This window comes from Synechococcus sp. R5-15 (assembly GCF_047462035.1).
In the GTDB taxonomy this organism is placed as follows: Bacteria; Cyanobacteriota; Cyanobacteriia; order Thermostichales; family Thermostichaceae; genus Thermostichus.
Window position 1 is genome coordinate 1 of sequence record NZ_JANSIK010000162.1, and the last position, 16780, is coordinate 16780.

Sequence of the window (16780 nt, forward strand, 5' to 3'; positions counted from 1 at the left end):
GGGGTGGTTTACAGCACCCCCAATCGACCGTTACCAGTGCCTTAAACAACCGTTTCTGGTGTCCGCAGTACAATTATAACCATGGAGGCGGACTTTCCTCTCGACACTGATCCTACCGGTACAGCACGGGGCTCCTGCGATTTCTAGCTGAGTGCTCAAGATGGATCCCTCTCATGTGCCCCTGGGTTTGCCGCTCATCTTGGGAGAGGTGCTTTTCGACTGCTTCCCCACAGAGATTGTGCTGGGCGGAGCAGCTTTGAATGTGGCTTGGAACCTCAAGGGGCTGGGATCCGATCCCCTCTTGCTCAGTCGTGTTGGCCAAGACGAGGCCGCCAGAGAGCTGCTGGGGGCCTTGCGACGGCAGGGGCTGCGCCTGGAGGGTCTGCAGCAGGATTCTGTTCACCCCACCGGCAAGGTTCAAGTAACCCTGGATGAGCAAGGGATCCCCACCTTTGCCATCTTGCCCGACCAAGCCTACGACTACATCCAGTTGGATATCGGGGCTCTGCAAGCTCTCCAGCCCAGCCTGCTCTACCGAGGTAGCCTGGCAGCTCGCCGGGAGGCAGCCCATCGCCACTTTCAAGAGGGGATCCCCGCTTTGGGCTGTCCCGTGTTTCTGGATCTCAACCTGCGGGATCCCTGGTGGCATCCAGACGCCATCCGGGAGATGCTACGCACCTGTGATTGGCTGAAGCTGAACCAGGCAGAGCTGGAACAAGTAGCCCGGCTGGAAGGGATCCCTCCTGGAGACCTGCTGGAGCAAGGGCAGATCCTCCAGGCTCATCTGAACCTGAAAGGTCTATTTCTGACCTTGGGAGCGGCAGGCGCGCTGCTGATCACCCCTGCTCAGGTCTATCGGGCCGACCCGGTTCCTGCGCCTCAGCTGGTGGATACGGTGGGGGCGGGAGATGCGTTTAGCGCCGTAGCCATCCTGGGGCTGTTGCGGGGATGGCCGGAGGCGATTCTGGTGCAACGGGCCGTGCAATTTGCAGCGGCAATCTGTGGGATCCCGGGGGGAGCGCCTGCGGATCCGGAGTTTTACCGGCCCTTCCGGCAGGCGTGGGGGATCTAGAGGCCAAGGGATTACTGGCGCAGGTGAAACTGGGCGTAGCGCCCCCCTTTGCCCAGCAATTCTCGGTGATTTCCCTGCTCCAGCAATTGCCCCTGCTCCAAGACGAAAATGCGGTGGGCGGTGCGCACTGTCGAGAGGCGGTGGGCAATCACAAAAACGGTGCAGCGTTGCATCAGCCGTTGCAGCGCTTCCTGCACCAACGCTTCTGACTCGTTGTCCAAAGCCGAGGTAGCCTCGTCCAGGATCAAGATCTTGGGGTTGAGGAGCACGGCGCGGGCAATGGCCAGCCGTTGCCGTTGTCCACCGGAGAGGGTGACCCCCCGTTCTCCCACGCGGGTGGCGTAGCCATCGGGCAAGCTCTCGATAAAGGTGTCGATGTTGGCCACCTGGGCCGCCTGGCGTACCGCTTCCAGGTCAAAATGCTCTTGTCCGTAGGCGATGTTGCTGGCAATGGTTCCCGAAAACAGGGTGATCTCCTGCGGCACAATGCCGATCTGCCGGCGCAGGCTCTTGAGGGTGACGGTGCGGATGTCGATGCCGTCGATGCGGATGCAGCCCTGCTGGGGATCGTAAAAGCGGGGAATCAGGCTCACCAGGGTGGATTTGCCGGCGCCGGAGGATCCCACCAGGGCCACAATCTCGCCGGGAGACACCTGAAAGCTGATCTGTTTGAGCACCGGCTGATCCGGTTTGTAGGCAAAGGAAACTTGGTCGAACTCCACCCAACCCTGAATGGGAGGCATGGGGCGGGCCCCGGGCAGCTCCCGGATTTGGGAGCGGGTGTTTAGCAGCTCGAAAATCCGCTCCACCGAAGCCTCACCCTGTTTCAGCTCGCTGTAGTTGTTGGTGATGTGAACAATAGGGTCGATCAACATGGCAACACCGGCAATGAAGCCGAGAAACTGGCTGCCGGTCAGGTTGCCCTGGCTAATTTGCCAGCCGCCCACCCAAAACACCCCCAACACGCTCATGGCGTACAGAAAACCCACCACCGGGTCTTGAATGGCTTTCACCTGTTCGGTCTGAAACCGGGCCAGGCGGTTGCTTTCGGCAATGGCACTGAAGCGGCGAATTTCGTAGTCCTCAGCCGCAAAGGCGCGAGTGAGGCTGATCCCGGCAAACACCTCTGTCAAGAGGGCGGCCAAATCCGACATCTTCTCTTGGTTGAGGCGGGAGCGAAACAAAAGGCGATCCCCAAACCAACTGATCAAGGCTCCCATCAGGGGGGCGATCAGCAAGGTGGTCAAGGTGAGAATGCCGTTGAGATAGAACAGGTAGGCCACCACCGCCAAGATGGTGAGCACGCTGGGGATGAAGCGATGGAAAAACCGCTGCACCACCTCTCCCACCCGATCCAGATCCCCCGTGAGGCGATAGACCAGATCGCCAGTGCGGCTGCCGGAAAAATAGTCCACATCCAGTGCCTGCAGGTGGGCATAAATCTGTTGGCGCAATTCCAAAACCATTTGCAAGGAGGCCCTCGCCATCAGGGTGTCTTGGCCATACTGAAAAGCGCCGCGCACCAAGAAAAACACCACCCCAATCAAGGCCAGCATCCGCAATTGCCCCAGATCCCCGGCACCAATGGAGCGGGCCACCCACTCGATCAAGTAGGCGAGGGCGGGCATGGTTAGCACAAAGCCAAGGGTACAGGTTAGCCCCAGCAACAACATCCACAGATGGGGCCGAATGAAGGGAATGAGACGGCGATAGCTACGACCCGGATGCACAAATCACAAACCAGAAGGGCCTCTGACCCAACCAGCTTACAGGATAGTGTTGCGGACTGCTGCCGGGATCCCTGAAACTGGCCGGTAGAGCTGAAAGCCGCTGCGACCCTTTTCTTTGACCTGGTAGAGGGCCAAGTCGGCATGGTGCAAAAGGGTGGACACTTCTACGCCGTCTTGGGGGTAGAGGGCGACGCCAATGCTGCAGGTCACGGAAAGGGAATGGCCCTCGCAGGAGAAGGGAGTTTGAAAGGCATCGACAATCCGCTGAGCCAGACGCGCTGCCACTGTGGGGCTGCCAATTCGGGGCAGCAGCAGGGTGAACTCATCCCCTCCCCAGCGGGCGACGATATCTCCAGGTCGAACGCACTTGGTTAACCGTTCAGCTACCCCCTGCAACAGGGCATCGCCGACACTGTGGCCGAAGGTATCGTTAATGTCTTTGAAGTGATCCAAATCCACAAAGAAGAGGGCCAGAGATTCACTGAAAGAAGAGGGCCAGAGATTCACTGTAGTATTGCTGCAGGGTCTGCTGCAGCCGCTCCCGAAAGGATTCGCGGTTCACCAAACCTGTCAGGGCATCATGATGAGCGCGAAACTCCATGTAGGCTAAGCTCTGCTTTTGGGCGGTGATGTCTTCGCAGATGCCTTCATAGCCGAGGATGTTTCCGGCTTTATCTTTAACCAAACGGGCCTTTTCTCGGACCCAGATGATCGAGCCATCCCGCCGCCGCAGCCGGTACTCAAAGCCGCGTACGGATCCCTGTTCCTGCAATAGCCGCACAAATTCTTCCCACTGGCTGGGATCCACATAGAGCTGCCGCTTGCCCGCCTCTTTCGCTTCGCGCATCAATTCTTCGGGGGAGCTGTAGCCGCAGATCTGGGCCAGCATCGGGTTGGCGGAGAGATACCGACCTGCCGCATCGGTGAAAAAAATGCCCTCTACCGCATTCTCGAAAAAATTGCGATAGCGCTCCTCAGCCTGGCGCAGCTCCTCTTCCACTTGCCGACGCTCCGAGATCTCGAGGGCCAGAGACACCAAATCCGCCAGGGATCCGGCGAAGTTTTGCTCTTCCAAGGTCCAGTGGCGAGGGGAGCCAATGTGCTCGTGGCAGAGAACTCCCACCATCCGTCCTTCCAGTCGAATGGGGGCATCCAGCATTGAGACCACTCCCATTGCTGTCAGGTAGGAATTGCCGAACTCGGCGGTGCGGGGATCCGCCACCACTTGGTCGGCAGCAATGGTGCGCTCTTGCTCCAGGGCTTGAAAATAACGGGGATAGTCTTTGGCCCAGATCTCCGCCCCTTGAGTATGGGATCCCTTGGGGTTGTCCGGGGTGATCTCGAATTGATTGATGCAGCGAATGCTGGAGCGCTCCGACGTGTAGAGCCAGACCCCCACCCGTGCCACCCCCAGGGTATGGGCGGCTGTAGTACAAATCTGTTGCAGAGCAGCTTGTAAGTCTCCTTGGCTGAGGGCTTTGTGCCGGGTGAGCTCCATCAGAGCCCGGTTGTGCTCCAACAGTTGCTTTTGGCTGCGCTGTAGCTGCCACTCCACTTGCTTGCGTGCTGTGATGTCCTGACAGGAGCCGACAATTCGGCTGATTGGCTTGTTCTCCTCAACTACTGGAGAAAGGGTAACGATTAGAACACGGGTCGACTCTGGGTCGGGAGCGGCAGAGGCCGTTAGGCTCAGCTCGAAGCTCACTTGCCGGCCATGGCTGAGGCAGTGTTCGGTGTGCAGTTGAATCTGCGCAGCCAGAGAAGGCGGTAGACAACTCTGGAGCTCTTCTCCCTCGATAGGTCGAGAGGAGAGAAAAAACATCCTGCAAAAAGCCGGGTTACCCACCAAAAACCGACAGCGCGGTTGAGGTGAGCCTCTTTCTGGCTCCGGGGGCAGGTACTCGAGGACAAACAACCCATCGCTGACGCTCTCGAACATGGTGCGCAGCACAGCCCGTCCCCGAGCCTGTACCGGGCGCCCACGGTACATGACCTGGGGATTCCACAGATCGGCCCGCGTCAGCGCATCGTAAACGCTGCCAGCCTGGTCTGGCCCAGCAGTCCCCCTTTCAACCATAGGCTAGGAACACCCGGTAGACGCTCGGGCAACGGGGAGAGCAAGCCGAAAAAAACAGCTATGAATTCACGCTGTCTCTGCCATTCTACGGTCATCCTATGGAATTGTTGGGGGAGTTTGTGTGTCTCTCGATACAAAAGATCCCCGGGCTGGCACGGGCTTTTGGGTGCTCCGGAGGGGATATTCTTTGAAGCAACTCTTGAGGTTAATTAAAAGAATTATTAAAAAGCCTGTCCTGCCGACGTGAAGGGCTATGCGTCGCCGTTTTCAAGGTTAAACCGCTTCTGGCTCCCGAACTTGTTCTACCCGTACATCGACACGCTTGGGAAGGAACCAGGCTCCTATTAGTTAGAACTGCTCTCATTAGAAAGAACCTCAGCTAGCCCTGGAAAAGGGATCCCTGCCAGACCCAGGATGGCTAATTCCGCGGGCGTGGGATCCCCGATGCATCCAAGGCAAGAGAGGAAGACTGATGGATACAACTCCACCACTCAACCGAGTAACAGCATAGCTCTATTGAGATTAGCTTTCAATAGTGTGCCGGCAAAGTAGGGATCCTCTTTGATAAAGACTTGCATTAAGCTTGAGGAGTCTGGTAGAGTGCTTACCCAAGTAGCAATTGCTAAAGATTTGCAGTTAAGTCTTCTCAGGAGAACAAGCTGCGGAGTGGCAAGCATGGCATGGCAACAGGTTCAGGCGGGGGTGTGGTGTAGGCAGTTGGGGCAATTGGCGCCTCAGTGGTGGTTGGGCTGGAGTCTGGAGCAGGGCTTTCGGCTCTACCGCAAAGAAGTTTCCTCTGCTCTGCCTTCTCTCTCTGCTTTGAGGATTCGCTACCAAGAGCGAGATGGCTGGCTGGACGTGTTTCTGGGAGAAGCGGAGCAATGTAACCGACGACGGCGCAGCCTTTTGGATCCGGCAGCGCGGGTAGCCTTGCATTACTTTCCGGAAGATTTGGCTCAGATTCAGTCCCTGAAGTGTCCTCACGAGCGCATTCCCCTCGAGCTTTGGCAGCGGCTAACCCAGCAGCCGGGTTGAGGACTGTTGAAGGTTAGAGGGCTATTTATTGTTTTTATTGTTTCAGATGGATCCAGTCCGCTGCGGCAACCGATCCTGCCTCTTCTCGCCTTTCCAGTTCTTCTGGAGAGCGGTAGCCTGTTTTTTTCTTCCTCTAGGCAGGCTTAAGCTGGAGAACGAAGAGTAGCGGCTGCAGCCATGACTGTTTCTAAGCACCAACCCAAGCAGCGCTCCCAGCAGCAGGTCGAGGGGCTGACTTCTCGCCGCCTTTTGAAGGGATCCATCATCGGAGCTGGGCAGGTGGGCATGGCCTGTGCCTACGCGATGGTGATCCAAAATACCCTGGATGAGCTGGTGATCCACGACATCGCCCGCGACAAGTTGGAAGGGGAAGTGATGGATTTGGTGCACGGGATCCCCTTTGTGGAGCCGACACGGATACGGGCAGGGGAGCTGGCGGATTGTGCCGGATCAGACGTGGTGATTTTGACGGCAGGGGCTAAGCAGCGGCCTGGAGAAACCCGTTTGGATTTGGTGCAGCGCAACGTCGAGATCTTCAAAGGCTTGATCCCGGCCTTGATGGCGCATTGCCCTGACACACTCCTTTTGGTGGTGAGCAATCCCGTTGACATCATGACTTACGTTTCCCTGAAGTTGTCGGGGTTGCCGGCAGGGCAGGTAATTGGGTCGGGGACGGTTTTGGACACAGCCCGCTTTCGCTATCTTTTGGCGGAGCGCCTGGGGGTGGATCCGCGTAGCCTGCACGCCTACATCATCGGCGAACATGGGGATAGCGAGGTGGCCGTTTGGAGCAAGGTGAACATCGCCGGCACCCCGATTGGGGAACTCTCGCCGGACTGGGATCCTGCCTATTTGGGGGATATCTTCGAGCAGGTGCGCAACGCTGCCTACGAGATCATCCGTCGCAAAGGGGCCACCAGCTACGCCATCGGGTTAGGGGTGACGCAAATTGTCCAAGCCCTGCTGCGGGATCAACACCGCGTTTTAACCGTGAGCAGCCTCACCCAAGGGGAGTACGATCTGCCAGAGGTCTGTCTCAGCTTGCCCAGAGTGGTCGGGCGGCAGGGGGTGGAACGCACGCTGGCCATGTCCCTCACCGAGAGCGAGCGCAAGCAGCTGCACCGCTCGGCCCAGATCTTGCGGCAAGTCATCGACAGCATCCGGTGGTAGCCTAGATCTCCTGGACTTTTGTCGCTCCCCTCCAAGCTGGGGGATCCCTTGGTCAGTGGGCGAGGGCCGCAGCTGGCGGCAGGAGGTGGTCTATGGAAGCAGAGGTGCAACAGGGGCAGCAATCGCCTGAGGGCCAACTGGAGAAGCGCCCCCCTTCTCCGCCTTGGGCCGGGATCCCCTTACAGAGGGGCCTCGGTCACCGGGTACGGCAGCACGTCAATCCCCTGCAGGCGCAGTATCAGCAGCCCACCCCCCCACCCCATTGGGAGCGGGTATACCGGCGGCTGGGGCAGCCCTTTCATCTGGATATCGGCACAGGGAGCGGACGATTTCTGCTGCGCCTCGCTCAGGAGCAGCCCGACTGGAACTTCCTAGGGGTAGAGATTCGGCAGGCGCTGGTGGAGCGGGCCAATGCCTGGCGGGATGAGCTGGGGCTGGATAACGTCCATTTTCTGTTTGCCAACATCAATGTCTCTTTGCGGCATCTGTTTGCGCCGGGGGATCTCAGCCGGCTGACCATCCTATTTCCGGATCCCTGGTTCAAAAAGCGCCATCACAAACGGCGGATCGTCCAGCCCCAACTGGTGGCGGATCTGGCTCTGCTGCTGCGACCGGGCAGCCCCGTCTTCCTGCAATCGGATATCCAAGAGGTGGCCGAAGAAATGGCAGCTCGATTTTTGGATCATCCGCAGTTTTGGGATCCCCACCAGGGGCCTTTGGACTCCAATCCCCTCGGCATCCCCACGGAGCGGGAGTGGCACTGCCTACAACTGGGCCTGCCCATCTATCGCTATTGGCTGGAGCGACGGTGACAACAGGACAAATCCGTAATGCAGTAATAACAACTCCATTCCGCCAAGACAATACAGAAGATAGGATATAACCCGCTTGAGTTGGATCCGTCGCCGCAATGTCTCACTCTGAAACCACGGCCTCTGCCGACCCCTCCTCTGCTTGGTTTTCTGTTCGCCGTGGGATCCTCAACCTGCTGAGCCTATTGGCCATTGTGATTGTCGGGCTTTCTCTTTCCAGCAGTTGGTTTCAGCCGCCGCCCCAAACGCAGTTGGATTTGTTGCAAACCGATCTCGCCCTGCAGGCTTCCCGCACCCTCGATGATCCCCGCTATCAGGATCTGGCACGGGCACTTTTGGGTCAGGATGTGTTCAAGGTGGCCCAAAATCGCTATCAGCAGACCGCCGATAACTACGCCGAACGCCTGAAACGTTTGAAACGGCTGGCCCGTTTAACTCCTGCTGGCGAATCTGAGGCGGCCAGCCCAGAACTGGCCCAATCTCCAGAGGTGGATCCTGCCCTTCTGGCCTCCATGCAAGATTTGCAGACGGAGCTGGATGCGCTTTGGCTGCGCCTGGGCTTGCTCTATGCCTACCAAGAAGATCTGGAGGCCGCTCAGCAGCAATGGCAGCAGATCATCGACCTGGAACGTCCCGTGGAGCTGGAATCGAGCCAAAAGGGGGCAGCGCGGGTTTTGCAAGGACTGTGGGGAACACCGCGGCGCATCTTGCCAGAGGCGGAGGTGCAGATTCGCAATCATCTGGATGGTTGGTTTGAGGCGGTGGCTCTGCAACAGCTTTACCGACTGCAGCAGCGCAGCGATAGCCTAAATGCCCTCAACCAACAGCAGGAAAAATTGGCCTTGGCGGCTCTATTTCGACTGGCGGTGGTGGGCGGGATCCCCGTGCTGGGGGCACTGCTGGGGTTGATGCTCTTGTTGGGCTGGCTGGGCTGGAGCCTTTGGCGCAAACGTCCGCTCCTGGGCCCTGCTTGGGAAGTGCCTTGGCCGGGGATCGGGGCGCAAGCGGTGTTGACCGGCTGGTTTTTGGGGTTTATCGCCCTCAACGCTTTGGTGCCTCGACTTTACATCATCATCCTCGGCCTGGGGGCACGGCAGCTCAGCCCTTGGCAGCAGGCGGTAGCCCTGTTTCTCACCTACAACTCCGGCGCTGTGCTGGGGGCAGGGTTATTGTACCGTCTCTTGCACGCCTACCCCGGCTGGCAGAGGGTGCTGCAGGTGCGGTTGTGGGGTCCTTGGCTGCTGTGGGGCTTGTGTGGCTACTGGGTGGCCTTGCCTTTGGTGGTGCTGGCAGCGGCACTCTCGCAATTGCTGCTACCGCAGGCGGGGGGTGGGAATCCCATTTTGCCCCTGCTGCTGGATAGCCATGGTTGGGGGGCGCGGTTGGTGTTTTTGGCCGTGGTGTCTGTCTGTGCCCCTGTTTTTGAGGAGGTGCTGTTCCGGGGCTTTTGGCTGCCTACTCTAAGCCGCTACCTGCCTATGGGGGCCGCCATTGGGCTTAGCGCCTTTACCTTTGCCCTTGCCCACCTCAACCTTTCCGATCTGCTGCCTCTGACCATGCTGGGGGTGGTGCTGGGGGTGGTGTACAGCCACAGCCGCAACCTGCTGGCTCCCATCCTACTGCACAGCCTCTGGAATACGGGATCCCTGGTGACGCTGCTGGTGCTAGGGGGTGCGCGTTAAGGGGGGCTCTGCCTACTTTTTCCTGCCGAAGAGGCGGCTAAAGAACCCGCCGTTGTCCTCCTTACGGGGAGGTGGCACCACTTTCTGAGCCTGTGACGTTTGACGGCTGGCCACTCGCGTTGGCGGGACGGAGTCCTTGGGGACGGGAATGGGCTGTTGAGTGGTGACCTGCTGCAGCCAGCGGCGCACCTCGGCCATCAACTCGGCGTTGGCAGGTTCTAGGCGACTGGCTTGCATAAAGTCTGCTTTGGCCATGCCAGCATTCCCCTGCTTCAGGTGGGCAATGCCCCGGTGCAGGTAGTAGCGGGCCACGTTGGGCTCAGCGCTGATGGCGAAGTTCAGATATTGCACTGCATCCCGGTATTGCTTGCGCTCGATCATGTCCAAGGCTTGGATAAAGCGGGTTTCCCCAGGGCTGAGCTTGGGAGCCGGAGGTGGGGTGGGAACGGGCTGAACAGGGGGACGGCTGGGCGGAGCAACGACGGGGGAGGCTGGGATCCCACCCACAGTGGTACGGCTGGGGGAAGGGGTTGGGATCCCTTGGTAGCCGGCCTTGAGCAACAAATAGGCCAGGTTCAGCTCGCTCAACTGCTCGGTTTTCTCCAGCAGGGTTTCCATGGAGCTGTATTGTTCTTTGGCCAGCTTCTCCACCCGCCTGACATACTCTTCTTGCCAATCGGGGTGCTCGGCCAAGCCCTTGACGGCTTCCCCAGAGGGCCAAAGATCCGGGGGGGGCGTCTCCAAAAGGCGTTTGATCCGCATTTTGAGCACCGTTTCATATTCCCCTCGCTCCCGCTCTTTGGTCAGCACTTCGTTGGCCGGGTTGACCAGCTTGGCAAAGAGGATGTTGGCGCGCTCTGCACCTTCGGGATCCCCCACAAACCGATCCGGGTGGAGGGCCTTGGCCGCCTGCAGGTAGCCGCGCCGGATCCCCTTGGAGTCGGCGGTAAGGGGCACGCCTAAGATGGCGAAATGGTCAGTCTCGTAGCGGGCTAGTCCTCGGTTGAGGCGGGGGACATTAGAGTTGGATCCCATAGTTGCCACTTCTCTAAAATCTGCTGCAAGGTTCCGTTTTCGATCAGGCTGGAAATCGCCCCATCCACAGCTTCCTTCAGGGAAGGATGCTGAGAGGATACTACTCCCACCAGAGGCATGGGGAACAAGGGCGGCCCCACCAGGCGCAGCCGGGATCCAGCTTGGCGCAGGTTTAGGGCGGCAACAGGCTGATCGACCAGCACGGCATCCAACTGGCCGGCTTGTAGCTGAGCAAACAAGCGCTCAGGGTTGCTGGTGGCAAAGAGACGAATGGCGTTGCCCCTCCTCTCGTTATACGCCTCCAGTAGGGCTGCCCCCGTACTGTTAACTACAATGCCCACTTTGCGGCCAAATAATTGCGACAGTGTCTCGATGGCCGGTTCCTCTGGCCCGGAGGCGGGGGAGGGATCCCGTACCACCAAGCGCTGCGGGCTGAGGTAGTAGGGCCGGGTGGCCAGAAACTGCTCCGGATCCAAGCCCAAAGCTTCCCGCGCTCCCCAGATCAAGTCCACCTCATCCGCTTGCAAGGCCGCCAACTGCTCCCTCCAGGCCACGTAGATGGGATCCACCTGCACCTGAAGGGTTTGGGCAAGCGCCTCCAGGATATCCCACTCGAAGCCGGCGTAGGTTTGTCGCTCCAAGTCGGTATAGAGATAGGCCGGCCCCAGACTGGGATCCAAGCCAACTCGAATGCGCCCCCGAGCTTGGATCTCAGTCCAACGGGAATCGAGGGGCTGTGCCCGCTCGGTGGGGGCGACTTTCCCTTGTGCCGGCTGAGGGTAACCGGGGCCAGCAGTGGCAACCCCAAGGGCCATCGCTCCCAAGAGGAGAGCCAGGCCGAACTGTGCCGCCCGGCAGCAATGTCGCTGTTTTCTGTGGAGCTTGCTAACCAATCTTCTACCTACCCTGCCCGACACGGATGTTTTGTAGTCTTCTTGATTATTCTTCAACTACTTCTGTCTCGAATTCAACTCGTTCAACCGGCAAGCTTTCCCGGTTTTTCTAGGTTGGGCGTGGATCCCGCCGCATGGGAAAGGAGACCGGCAAAGGCTGTACTTGGGCCAATTCTTCTTGCAGAGCAGCGTGTAACCAGCCATTGCTGGCCAACAGTCGGCCACTGTAAACATCCACCGGGCCGCCATCGTAAGCAGTCACCTTGCCGCCTGCCTCCCGCACCAGAACGATCCCTGCGGCAATGTCCCAAGGGGAGAGGCCCCGCTCCCAATAGCCATCCAACTGGCCGGTGGCCACATAGGCCAAATCCAGAGCTGCAGATCCGCCGCGCCGTACTCCTTGGGTGAGATGGGTAAAGTGGCAAAACTCGGCGTAGTTGTTGTCGGGGGTTTCGCGACGATCGTAGGCAAAGCCGGTAACCAGCAGGCTCCGAGACAATTCAGCCGTTGTGGAGACTCGAATGGGTTGACGGTTGCGGGTGGCCCCCATTCCTTGGACGGCGCGAAACAGATCCCCGCGAAAAACGTCACAAACAACCCCCAAAACCGGCTCCCGCCCCTGCAGCAAACCGATGGAGACGGCGGCAAAAGGGTAGCCATGGGCAAAGTTGGTGGTGCCATCTAGGGGATCGATCATCCAAGCGTAGGCACCCTCCGGGGATCCCTGCTGGCCTGATTCCTCGGTCAAGATGACATCTTCGGGGAAGTGCCGCCTCAAGATTTTCAAGATGAGATCCTCGGAAGCGCGATCCGCCGCAGTCACCAAGTCGCCCGGACGTTTCTCCTCAATGGCAAGGGTGCCCCCCACATAACTGCGCAGCAAAGCTCCTGCCTCCAGGGCAGCTTCTGTGGCCACATCCAACCGACGCAGCAGGGCCTCCGTCACACCCTCACCTCAAGGTTAAAAACCTGCTACTCAGAATAGCCCGCCTGAGGCTGTGGCTCCCAAGGGATCCCTGAAAACCAAAATGGGCCCAACCTGAGCCCAAGCCCAGTTTCCGGGGAAAGGGGGTATCTCCAAGGCTGCCTATGGTGTATAGTACAGTACACTGGGGCTTGTGGGTTTTCCGGCAGCCCGCCAAGACCAGAGTTCCTTTGAAAGCAGTAGGGTTTTGGGGAACTATAGATAAGACTTTGAATTTGGAAAGCCAAGCTGCTGTAAATGGCGTTGAGCGTTGAGGGGGGAAGACCTTTGCCACATAGCTACGACGATTTTTTCACCTCCATCACAGAGGTTGGCGGGAAAAGTCCTCTTCCCAGCCAGGGCTTTGATCTGCCAGCAGATCTGTTCGATCGAGTCCCTGAGCAGCCGGTATCCCATCCGGAGTTCACCCTGTCCATCTGCCATCCTGTCCGGCCCTGCAGCTACATCCTGCGGGAGAGTATCTACACGGTTGGACGGGATCCCTCCAACGCCATCCAGATCGTCAATCGGTTTGTCTCGCGTCACCACGCTTACCTGGTGCGGGTGCCCACCAAGTCCAACCGGACAGGGTTTACCTATTGCCTGATCGACGGCAACCGCAAGGGCCAGTCCAGTACCAATGGGGTGTTTGTTAACGGCACGCGGGTGGCCACTCACTACCTGAGGAGCGGAGATGTCATCTATTTCGGGCCAGAGATCCGCGCCTATTTCTTCGAGGTGGCCCGCATTCTCCCTGTGAACCCCTTTGACATCGACCCTGGCCTTGGCGAAGAGCTTCAGCTTCCCCACGCATAGGAGCTCACTGCAACTGTTGACAGACCCGAAGCTGCATCGCTAGATTAATTAAGCTGGTTAAGCAATGTGAATTGGGGCATCGCCAAGCGGTAAGGCAGCGGGTTTTGGTCCCGCCATTCGGTGGTTCGAATCCATCTGCCCCAGCTCAAAATCCTGTCGAAAGCACAAAGCGCAAGCCCCTGGGATCCCGTGCAGACCGGAGGGTGCGGCTCTTGGCATCAGCAGGGCGCGTTGCTCTGGGGAACTGGGGAATCATGGGGTCGCTTTTGCCAACGGAGGCCCTGGCTTGGCAGGACTGGCCGCGGAGAGAATGGCAACAACCAGAAACCAAGGGTGAGGGATCCGGGGTGAGCTGTTCAGGTCGATCCTTGATGGTGGTGGGAACTTCTTCCCATGTGGGCAAAACCCTTTTGGTGACAGCCCTCTGTCGCATTCTCAAGAAAGCGGGAAAAAGGGTTGCCCCTTTCAAAGCTCAGAACATGTCCCTCAACGCCTATGTCACCCCAGACGGCAAGGAGATTGCCTACGCGCAGGCTCTGCAAGCTTGGGCTGCCGGGATCCCCCCTGCGGTGGAGATGAACCCGATTCTTCTGAAGCCCCAGGGCAACCTGACTTCCCAGATCGTCTTGAACGGAGTGGCGGTGGGCACCTACCGCGCCGGAGAGTATTACGAGCGCTGGTTTGCGCCGGCCTGGCAAGCGGTCAAAGAAGCCCTTGCTCGCCTACAACAGCAGTACGACTGGATCCTTTGCGAGGGGGCAGGTAGCCCAGCAGAGGTGAACCTCAAACATCGGGACTTGGCAAATATGCGGGTTGCCTTGCATTTGGGATCCCCCACTTGGCTGGTGGCAGACATCGACCGAGGTGGGGCGCTGGCCCATGTGGTGGGCACGCTCCAACTGCTGGAACCCGAAGAACGGGCCTTGATCCGGGGCATTGTCATCAACAAGTTTCGGGGCTCGCGGGAACTGTTGCAGCCCGGCCTGGATTGGCTGGAAAACTACACCGGGATCCCAGTTGTCGGGGTCTTGCCTTGGGTGGACTGGGTTCTGCCCCAAGAGGATTCGATGGGAATTGCAGCCAACCCCCTGCTTTGGGAAGATCGCCGCGACCGGGCCGGTGGCCAAGCCCTGAGGGAAGGGCGCCTGGAGATTGCTGTGGTGCGTTTGCCCCAGGTGGCCAACTTCTCGGATTTTGACCCCTTGTTGGCGGAGCCCACCGTCCATCTGCGCTGGGTTCACCCCGGCCAAAGTTTGGGATCCCCGGATGTGGTCATCCTGCCCGGCAGCAAAACCACCCTCAACGATCTGTTCGCGTTGCAAAAGACCGGCCTGGCCGATCAACTGCGCCAATACTCCGGCCATATCGTCGGCATTTGCGGTGGGCTGCAAATGTTGGGAGAAACCATCGCCGATCCCGAAGGCTGGGAGGGGATCGCCGGCACCTACTCGGGGTTGGGCTTTCTCCCTTTGACCACCGTTTTACAGCCCACCAAGGTCACCCAGCAGGTACAGACCCAAAGCCGATGGCCTGCCCTGGCCCCCATCCAGGGGTACGAAATTCATCAGGGATCCACCCAGGCGGATCCCTCTGGCTGTCTGCCGGTGTTCGACCGGGAGAACCTGGGCTGGCGGGATCCCACGGGTCGGATTTGGGGCAGCTATCTGCATGGCCTGTTTGACAACCACCTGTGGCGGCGACAATGGCTGAACTGGCTGCGCCGACAAAAAGGCTGGGATCCCTTGCCGGATCTGGAGGGCCACTATGCTCAGCAGCGGGAGCAATTGCTGGAGCGCCTGGCCGATCTGTGGCAGCCTCACCTGGACTTGGGCCTGTTGATGGAATAGCCCATCGGCGATGGGGGAGAGAAGTGGGGTGGGAGGCTATGTTGCGCCAGGTTACGCCAGCGCGACCGGAAATCCAGGATCCACTCAACCGGTTGCCTCGGCTACCTCTGCCTGACCCGAAGAAGTCCCTGTAGCTTGTTCGCGAAAGCGTCACGCAGCGGTAAGGGCGCGATCCAACAATTCCATCGGGTGATAGATGGGGATCCCGGCTTTGCCCTGTAGGCGCAGATGTTTCTGGATTTGTAGGCGGCAGCCGATATTGGCAGAGACAATCCCCTGAGCACCGGTGTTAAGCAAGTTCTTTACCTTCTGGGATCCCAGCTCATCCGCCACCTGGGGTTGCAACAGGTTGTAGACGCCGGAGCTACCACAGCAGAGGGCCGCATCGACGGGATCCCGCAGCTCCAGCCCTGGGATTTGCCGCAGCAGGTGTCGGGGTTCCTGGCTGAGCCGCTGCCCATGCAGCATGTGACAGGCATCCTGGTAGACCAGCACCAGGGGTTCCGGCTGTAGCGGATGTAGAGGAGCAGTTAACCCCACCTGGGCGAGAAACTCCTGAATATCCCTGACTTGAGTGGCAAATCGGGCTGCTTTCTCCTTGTAGTCGGGATCCCTGGCCAACAGGTGGCCATACTCCTTCAGGGTATGCCCGCAGCCGGAAGCGTTGATCAGAATGGCATCCAACTCGTAATCGGCAAAGGCATCGATCATCTGGCGGGCCAGGGTTTCCGCCTGCTGCAGTTGCCCTTGATGGTGGGGCAAGGCCGCACAACAGCCCTGGACAGGCGGGATCACCACCTCACAGCCGTTGTGGGTCAAGACGCGAATGCTGGCCTCATTCACCTGCGGGGCAAACAGGCGCTGCACGCAGCCCAAAATGAGCCCCACCCGGAAACGGCGTTCTCCCACCGCCGGGATCCGCTCAGGGTAACGCTTGGGCAGCAGTTGCTCCACCTCCAGGGGGGGCATCAGGGATTCCATGGCCGCCAAACGCGGGGAGACCTTTTCCAGACCCTTTCGGATCCAAGCGCCGATCCCCATTTTTTGGTACAGCCAGAGAGGCCACAGCAGCGGTTGCAGCCGCTCCGGGTAAGGAAACACCGAGAAGATGAACTGGCGGTAAAGCCGATCCCAAAGGCTACGTGGGTAGTTGCGTTCGATTTGCGGGCGGGTGGCGGCAATTAAGCGGTCATATTGCACCCCCGATGGACAGGCCGTAACACAGGCCAAACAGCCCAAACAACTGTCGAAGTGGGAAACCGTAGCCGCCGAGAGGGAGATTTGACCTTGGTTGAGAGCCTCCATCTGATAGATGCGCCCCCGCGGCGAGTCCGTCTCTTTGCCGATGACACGGTAGCTGGGGCAGGTGGTCAGGCAAAACCCGCAATGCACGCAGGCATCGATCAGCTTGGGATCCGGGGGATCCACGCCGTCAAAACTTGGCCCTTTGGATACGTTCATCGGCCTCTAGCTCTCAGCACAAAAGCCTGCTGTACAGACTCAATCTTGCCTTTTGGCTTGTTTTGGGGTTTTGGAGGTGCCCCCGTTTCCTGCATCTTAATCCGGGAACAAAGCGGGTAAACTACCCGGCTCCGACCGCTAAGCGGTACGGAGCGGGCTTTCAGTAGCCCTGAGCCTGTTCTGCTC

14 protein-coding genes and 1 tRNA gene are annotated in these 16780 nt (G+C 59.2%); 8 read left to right on the plus strand and 7 right to left on the minus strand.

Going from position 1 to position 16780, the window contains the following annotated elements; all coding sequences use genetic code 11:
* The first annotated feature begins 160 nt into the window (after positions 1 to 160).
* Positions 161 to 1072, plus strand: coding sequence for a carbohydrate kinase family protein (locus NW839_RS12190; protein ID WP_414352165.1), 912 nt, complete (start codon positions 161 to 163; stop codon positions 1070 to 1072).
* A gap of 11 nt (positions 1073 to 1083) precedes the next feature.
* Here the strand turns inward: NW839_RS12190 and NW839_RS12195 are convergent, their stop codons facing one another.
* From NW839_RS12195 to NW839_RS12205, 3 genes are read right to left on the minus strand one after another with little or no spacing between them, the layout of a single operon-like run.
* Positions 1084 to 2802: an ABC transporter ATP-binding protein gene (locus NW839_RS12195; RefSeq protein ID WP_414352166.1), complete on the minus strand. Its 1719-nt coding sequence runs from the start codon at positions 2800 to 2802 to the stop codon at positions 1084 to 1086.
* Positions 2803 to 2838: 36 nt separating this feature from the next.
* Complete coding sequence (locus tag NW839_RS12200) at positions 2839 to 3309, minus strand: diguanylate cyclase domain-containing protein (protein ID WP_414352167.1); 471 nt, start codon at positions 3307 to 3309, stop codon at positions 2839 to 2841.
* On the minus strand, positions 3281 to 4879 hold the full coding sequence (locus NW839_RS12205) for a PAS domain S-box protein (RefSeq protein WP_414352168.1): 1599 nt from the start codon (positions 4877 to 4879) through the stop codon (positions 3281 to 3283). The genes NW839_RS12200 and NW839_RS12205 overlap by 29 nt, the downstream gene beginning before the upstream one ends.
* 675 nt (positions 4880 to 5554) lie before the next feature.
* Here NW839_RS12205 and NW839_RS12210 point away from each other — a divergent pair.
* From NW839_RS12210 to NW839_RS12225, 4 genes are all read left to right on the plus strand, one after another.
* Positions 5555 to 5914, plus strand: a complete 360-nt coding sequence (locus NW839_RS12210; protein WP_414352169.1) for a hypothetical protein — start codon at positions 5555 to 5557, stop codon at positions 5912 to 5914.
* A gap of 249 nt (positions 5915 to 6163) precedes the next feature.
* Complete coding sequence (locus tag NW839_RS12215) at positions 6164 to 7084, plus strand: L-lactate dehydrogenase (RefSeq protein WP_414352177.1); 921 nt, start codon at positions 6164 to 6166, stop codon at positions 7082 to 7084.
* A 92-nt stretch (positions 7085 to 7176) separates the two neighbouring features.
* Positions 7177 to 7896: a tRNA (guanosine(46)-N7)-methyltransferase TrmB gene (trmB, locus tag NW839_RS12220; protein WP_414352170.1), complete on the plus strand. Its 720-nt coding sequence runs from the start codon at positions 7177 to 7179 to the stop codon at positions 7894 to 7896.
* 98 nt (positions 7897 to 7994) lie between these two features.
* Positions 7995 to 9578: a lysostaphin resistance A-like protein gene (locus NW839_RS12225; RefSeq protein ID WP_414352171.1), complete on the plus strand. Its 1584-nt coding sequence runs from the start codon at positions 7995 to 7997 to the stop codon at positions 9576 to 9578.
* Positions 9579 to 9590: 12 nt separating this feature from the next.
* Here the strand turns inward: NW839_RS12225 and NW839_RS12230 are convergent, their stop codons facing one another.
* From NW839_RS12230 to NW839_RS12240, 3 genes are all read right to left on the minus strand, one after another.
* A complete protein-coding gene (locus NW839_RS12230; protein WP_414352172.1) occupies positions 9591 to 10613 on the minus strand; it encodes a DnaJ domain-containing protein in 1023 nt (340 codons plus the stop codon).
* On the minus strand, positions 10571 to 11428 hold the full coding sequence (locus NW839_RS12235) for an ABC transporter substrate-binding protein (RefSeq protein ID WP_414352173.1): 858 nt from the start codon (positions 11426 to 11428) through the stop codon (positions 10571 to 10573). The genes NW839_RS12230 and NW839_RS12235 overlap by 43 nt, the downstream gene beginning before the upstream one ends.
* A gap of 187 nt (positions 11429 to 11615) precedes the next feature.
* Positions 11616 to 12452 (minus strand): inositol monophosphatase family protein, encoded by an 837-nt coding sequence (locus NW839_RS12240; RefSeq protein ID WP_414352174.1) that lies wholly within the window; start codon positions 12450 to 12452, stop codon positions 11616 to 11618.
* Between the two features lie 276 nt (positions 12453 to 12728).
* Between NW839_RS12240 and NW839_RS12245 the strand changes: the two genes are divergently transcribed.
* The 3 genes from NW839_RS12245 to NW839_RS12255 all read left to right on the plus strand — a co-directional run bounded on the left by NW839_RS12245 (position 12729) and on the right by NW839_RS12255 (position 15133).
* Entirely contained in the window at positions 12729 to 13286 is a 558-nt protein-coding gene (locus NW839_RS12245; RefSeq protein WP_414352175.1) for an FHA domain-containing protein, read from the plus strand.
* A gap of 72 nt (positions 13287 to 13358) precedes the next feature.
* A tRNA-Gln gene (locus NW839_RS12250) sits at positions 13359 to 13430 on the plus strand.
* A 227-nt stretch (positions 13431 to 13657) separates the two neighbouring features.
* Positions 13658 to 15133, plus strand: coding sequence for a cobyric acid synthase (locus NW839_RS12255; protein WP_414352178.1), 1476 nt, complete (start codon positions 13658 to 13660; stop codon positions 15131 to 15133).
* 150 nt (positions 15134 to 15283) lie between these two features.
* Here NW839_RS12255 and NW839_RS12260 read toward each other — a convergent pair whose 3' ends face one another.
* Entirely contained in the window at positions 15284 to 16594 is a 1311-nt protein-coding gene (locus NW839_RS12260; RefSeq protein ID WP_414352176.1) for a (Fe-S)-binding protein, read from the minus strand.
* Between the last annotated feature and the right edge of the window lie 186 nt (positions 16595 to 16780).

Coding starts and splice junctions, on each gene's coding strand:
- NW839_RS12210 (WP_414352169.1), top strand. CDS start 5,555: ATGGCATGGCAACAGGTTCAGGCGGGGGTGTGGTGTAGGCAGTTGGGG.
- NW839_RS12205 (WP_414352168.1), bottom strand. CDS start 4,879: ATGGTTGAAAGGGGGACTGCTGGGCCAGACCAGGCTGGCAGCGTTTAC.
- NW839_RS12230 (WP_414352172.1), bottom strand. CDS start 10,613: ATGGGATCCAACTCTAATGTCCCCCGCCTCAACCGAGGACTAGCCCGC.
- NW839_RS12225 (WP_414352171.1), top strand. CDS start 7,995: ATGTCTCACTCTGAAACCACGGCCTCTGCCGACCCCTCCTCTGCTTGG.
- NW839_RS12190 (WP_414352165.1), top strand. CDS start 161: ATGGATCCCTCTCATGTGCCCCTGGGTTTGCCGCTCATCTTGGGAGAG.
- NW839_RS12260 (WP_414352176.1), bottom strand. CDS start 16,594: ATGAACGTATCCAAAGGGCCAAGTTTTGACGGCGTGGATCCCCCGGAT.
- trmB (WP_414352170.1), top strand. CDS start 7,177: ATGGAAGCAGAGGTGCAACAGGGGCAGCAATCGCCTGAGGGCCAACTG.
- NW839_RS12245 (WP_414352175.1), top strand. CDS start 12,729: ATGGCGTTGAGCGTTGAGGGGGGAAGACCTTTGCCACATAGCTACGAC.
- NW839_RS12235 (WP_414352173.1), bottom strand. CDS start 11,428: ATGGCCCTTGGGGTTGCCACTGCTGGCCCCGGTTACCCTCAGCCGGCA.
- NW839_RS12255 (WP_414352178.1), top strand. CDS start 13,658: ATGGTGGTGGGAACTTCTTCCCATGTGGGCAAAACCCTTTTGGTGACA.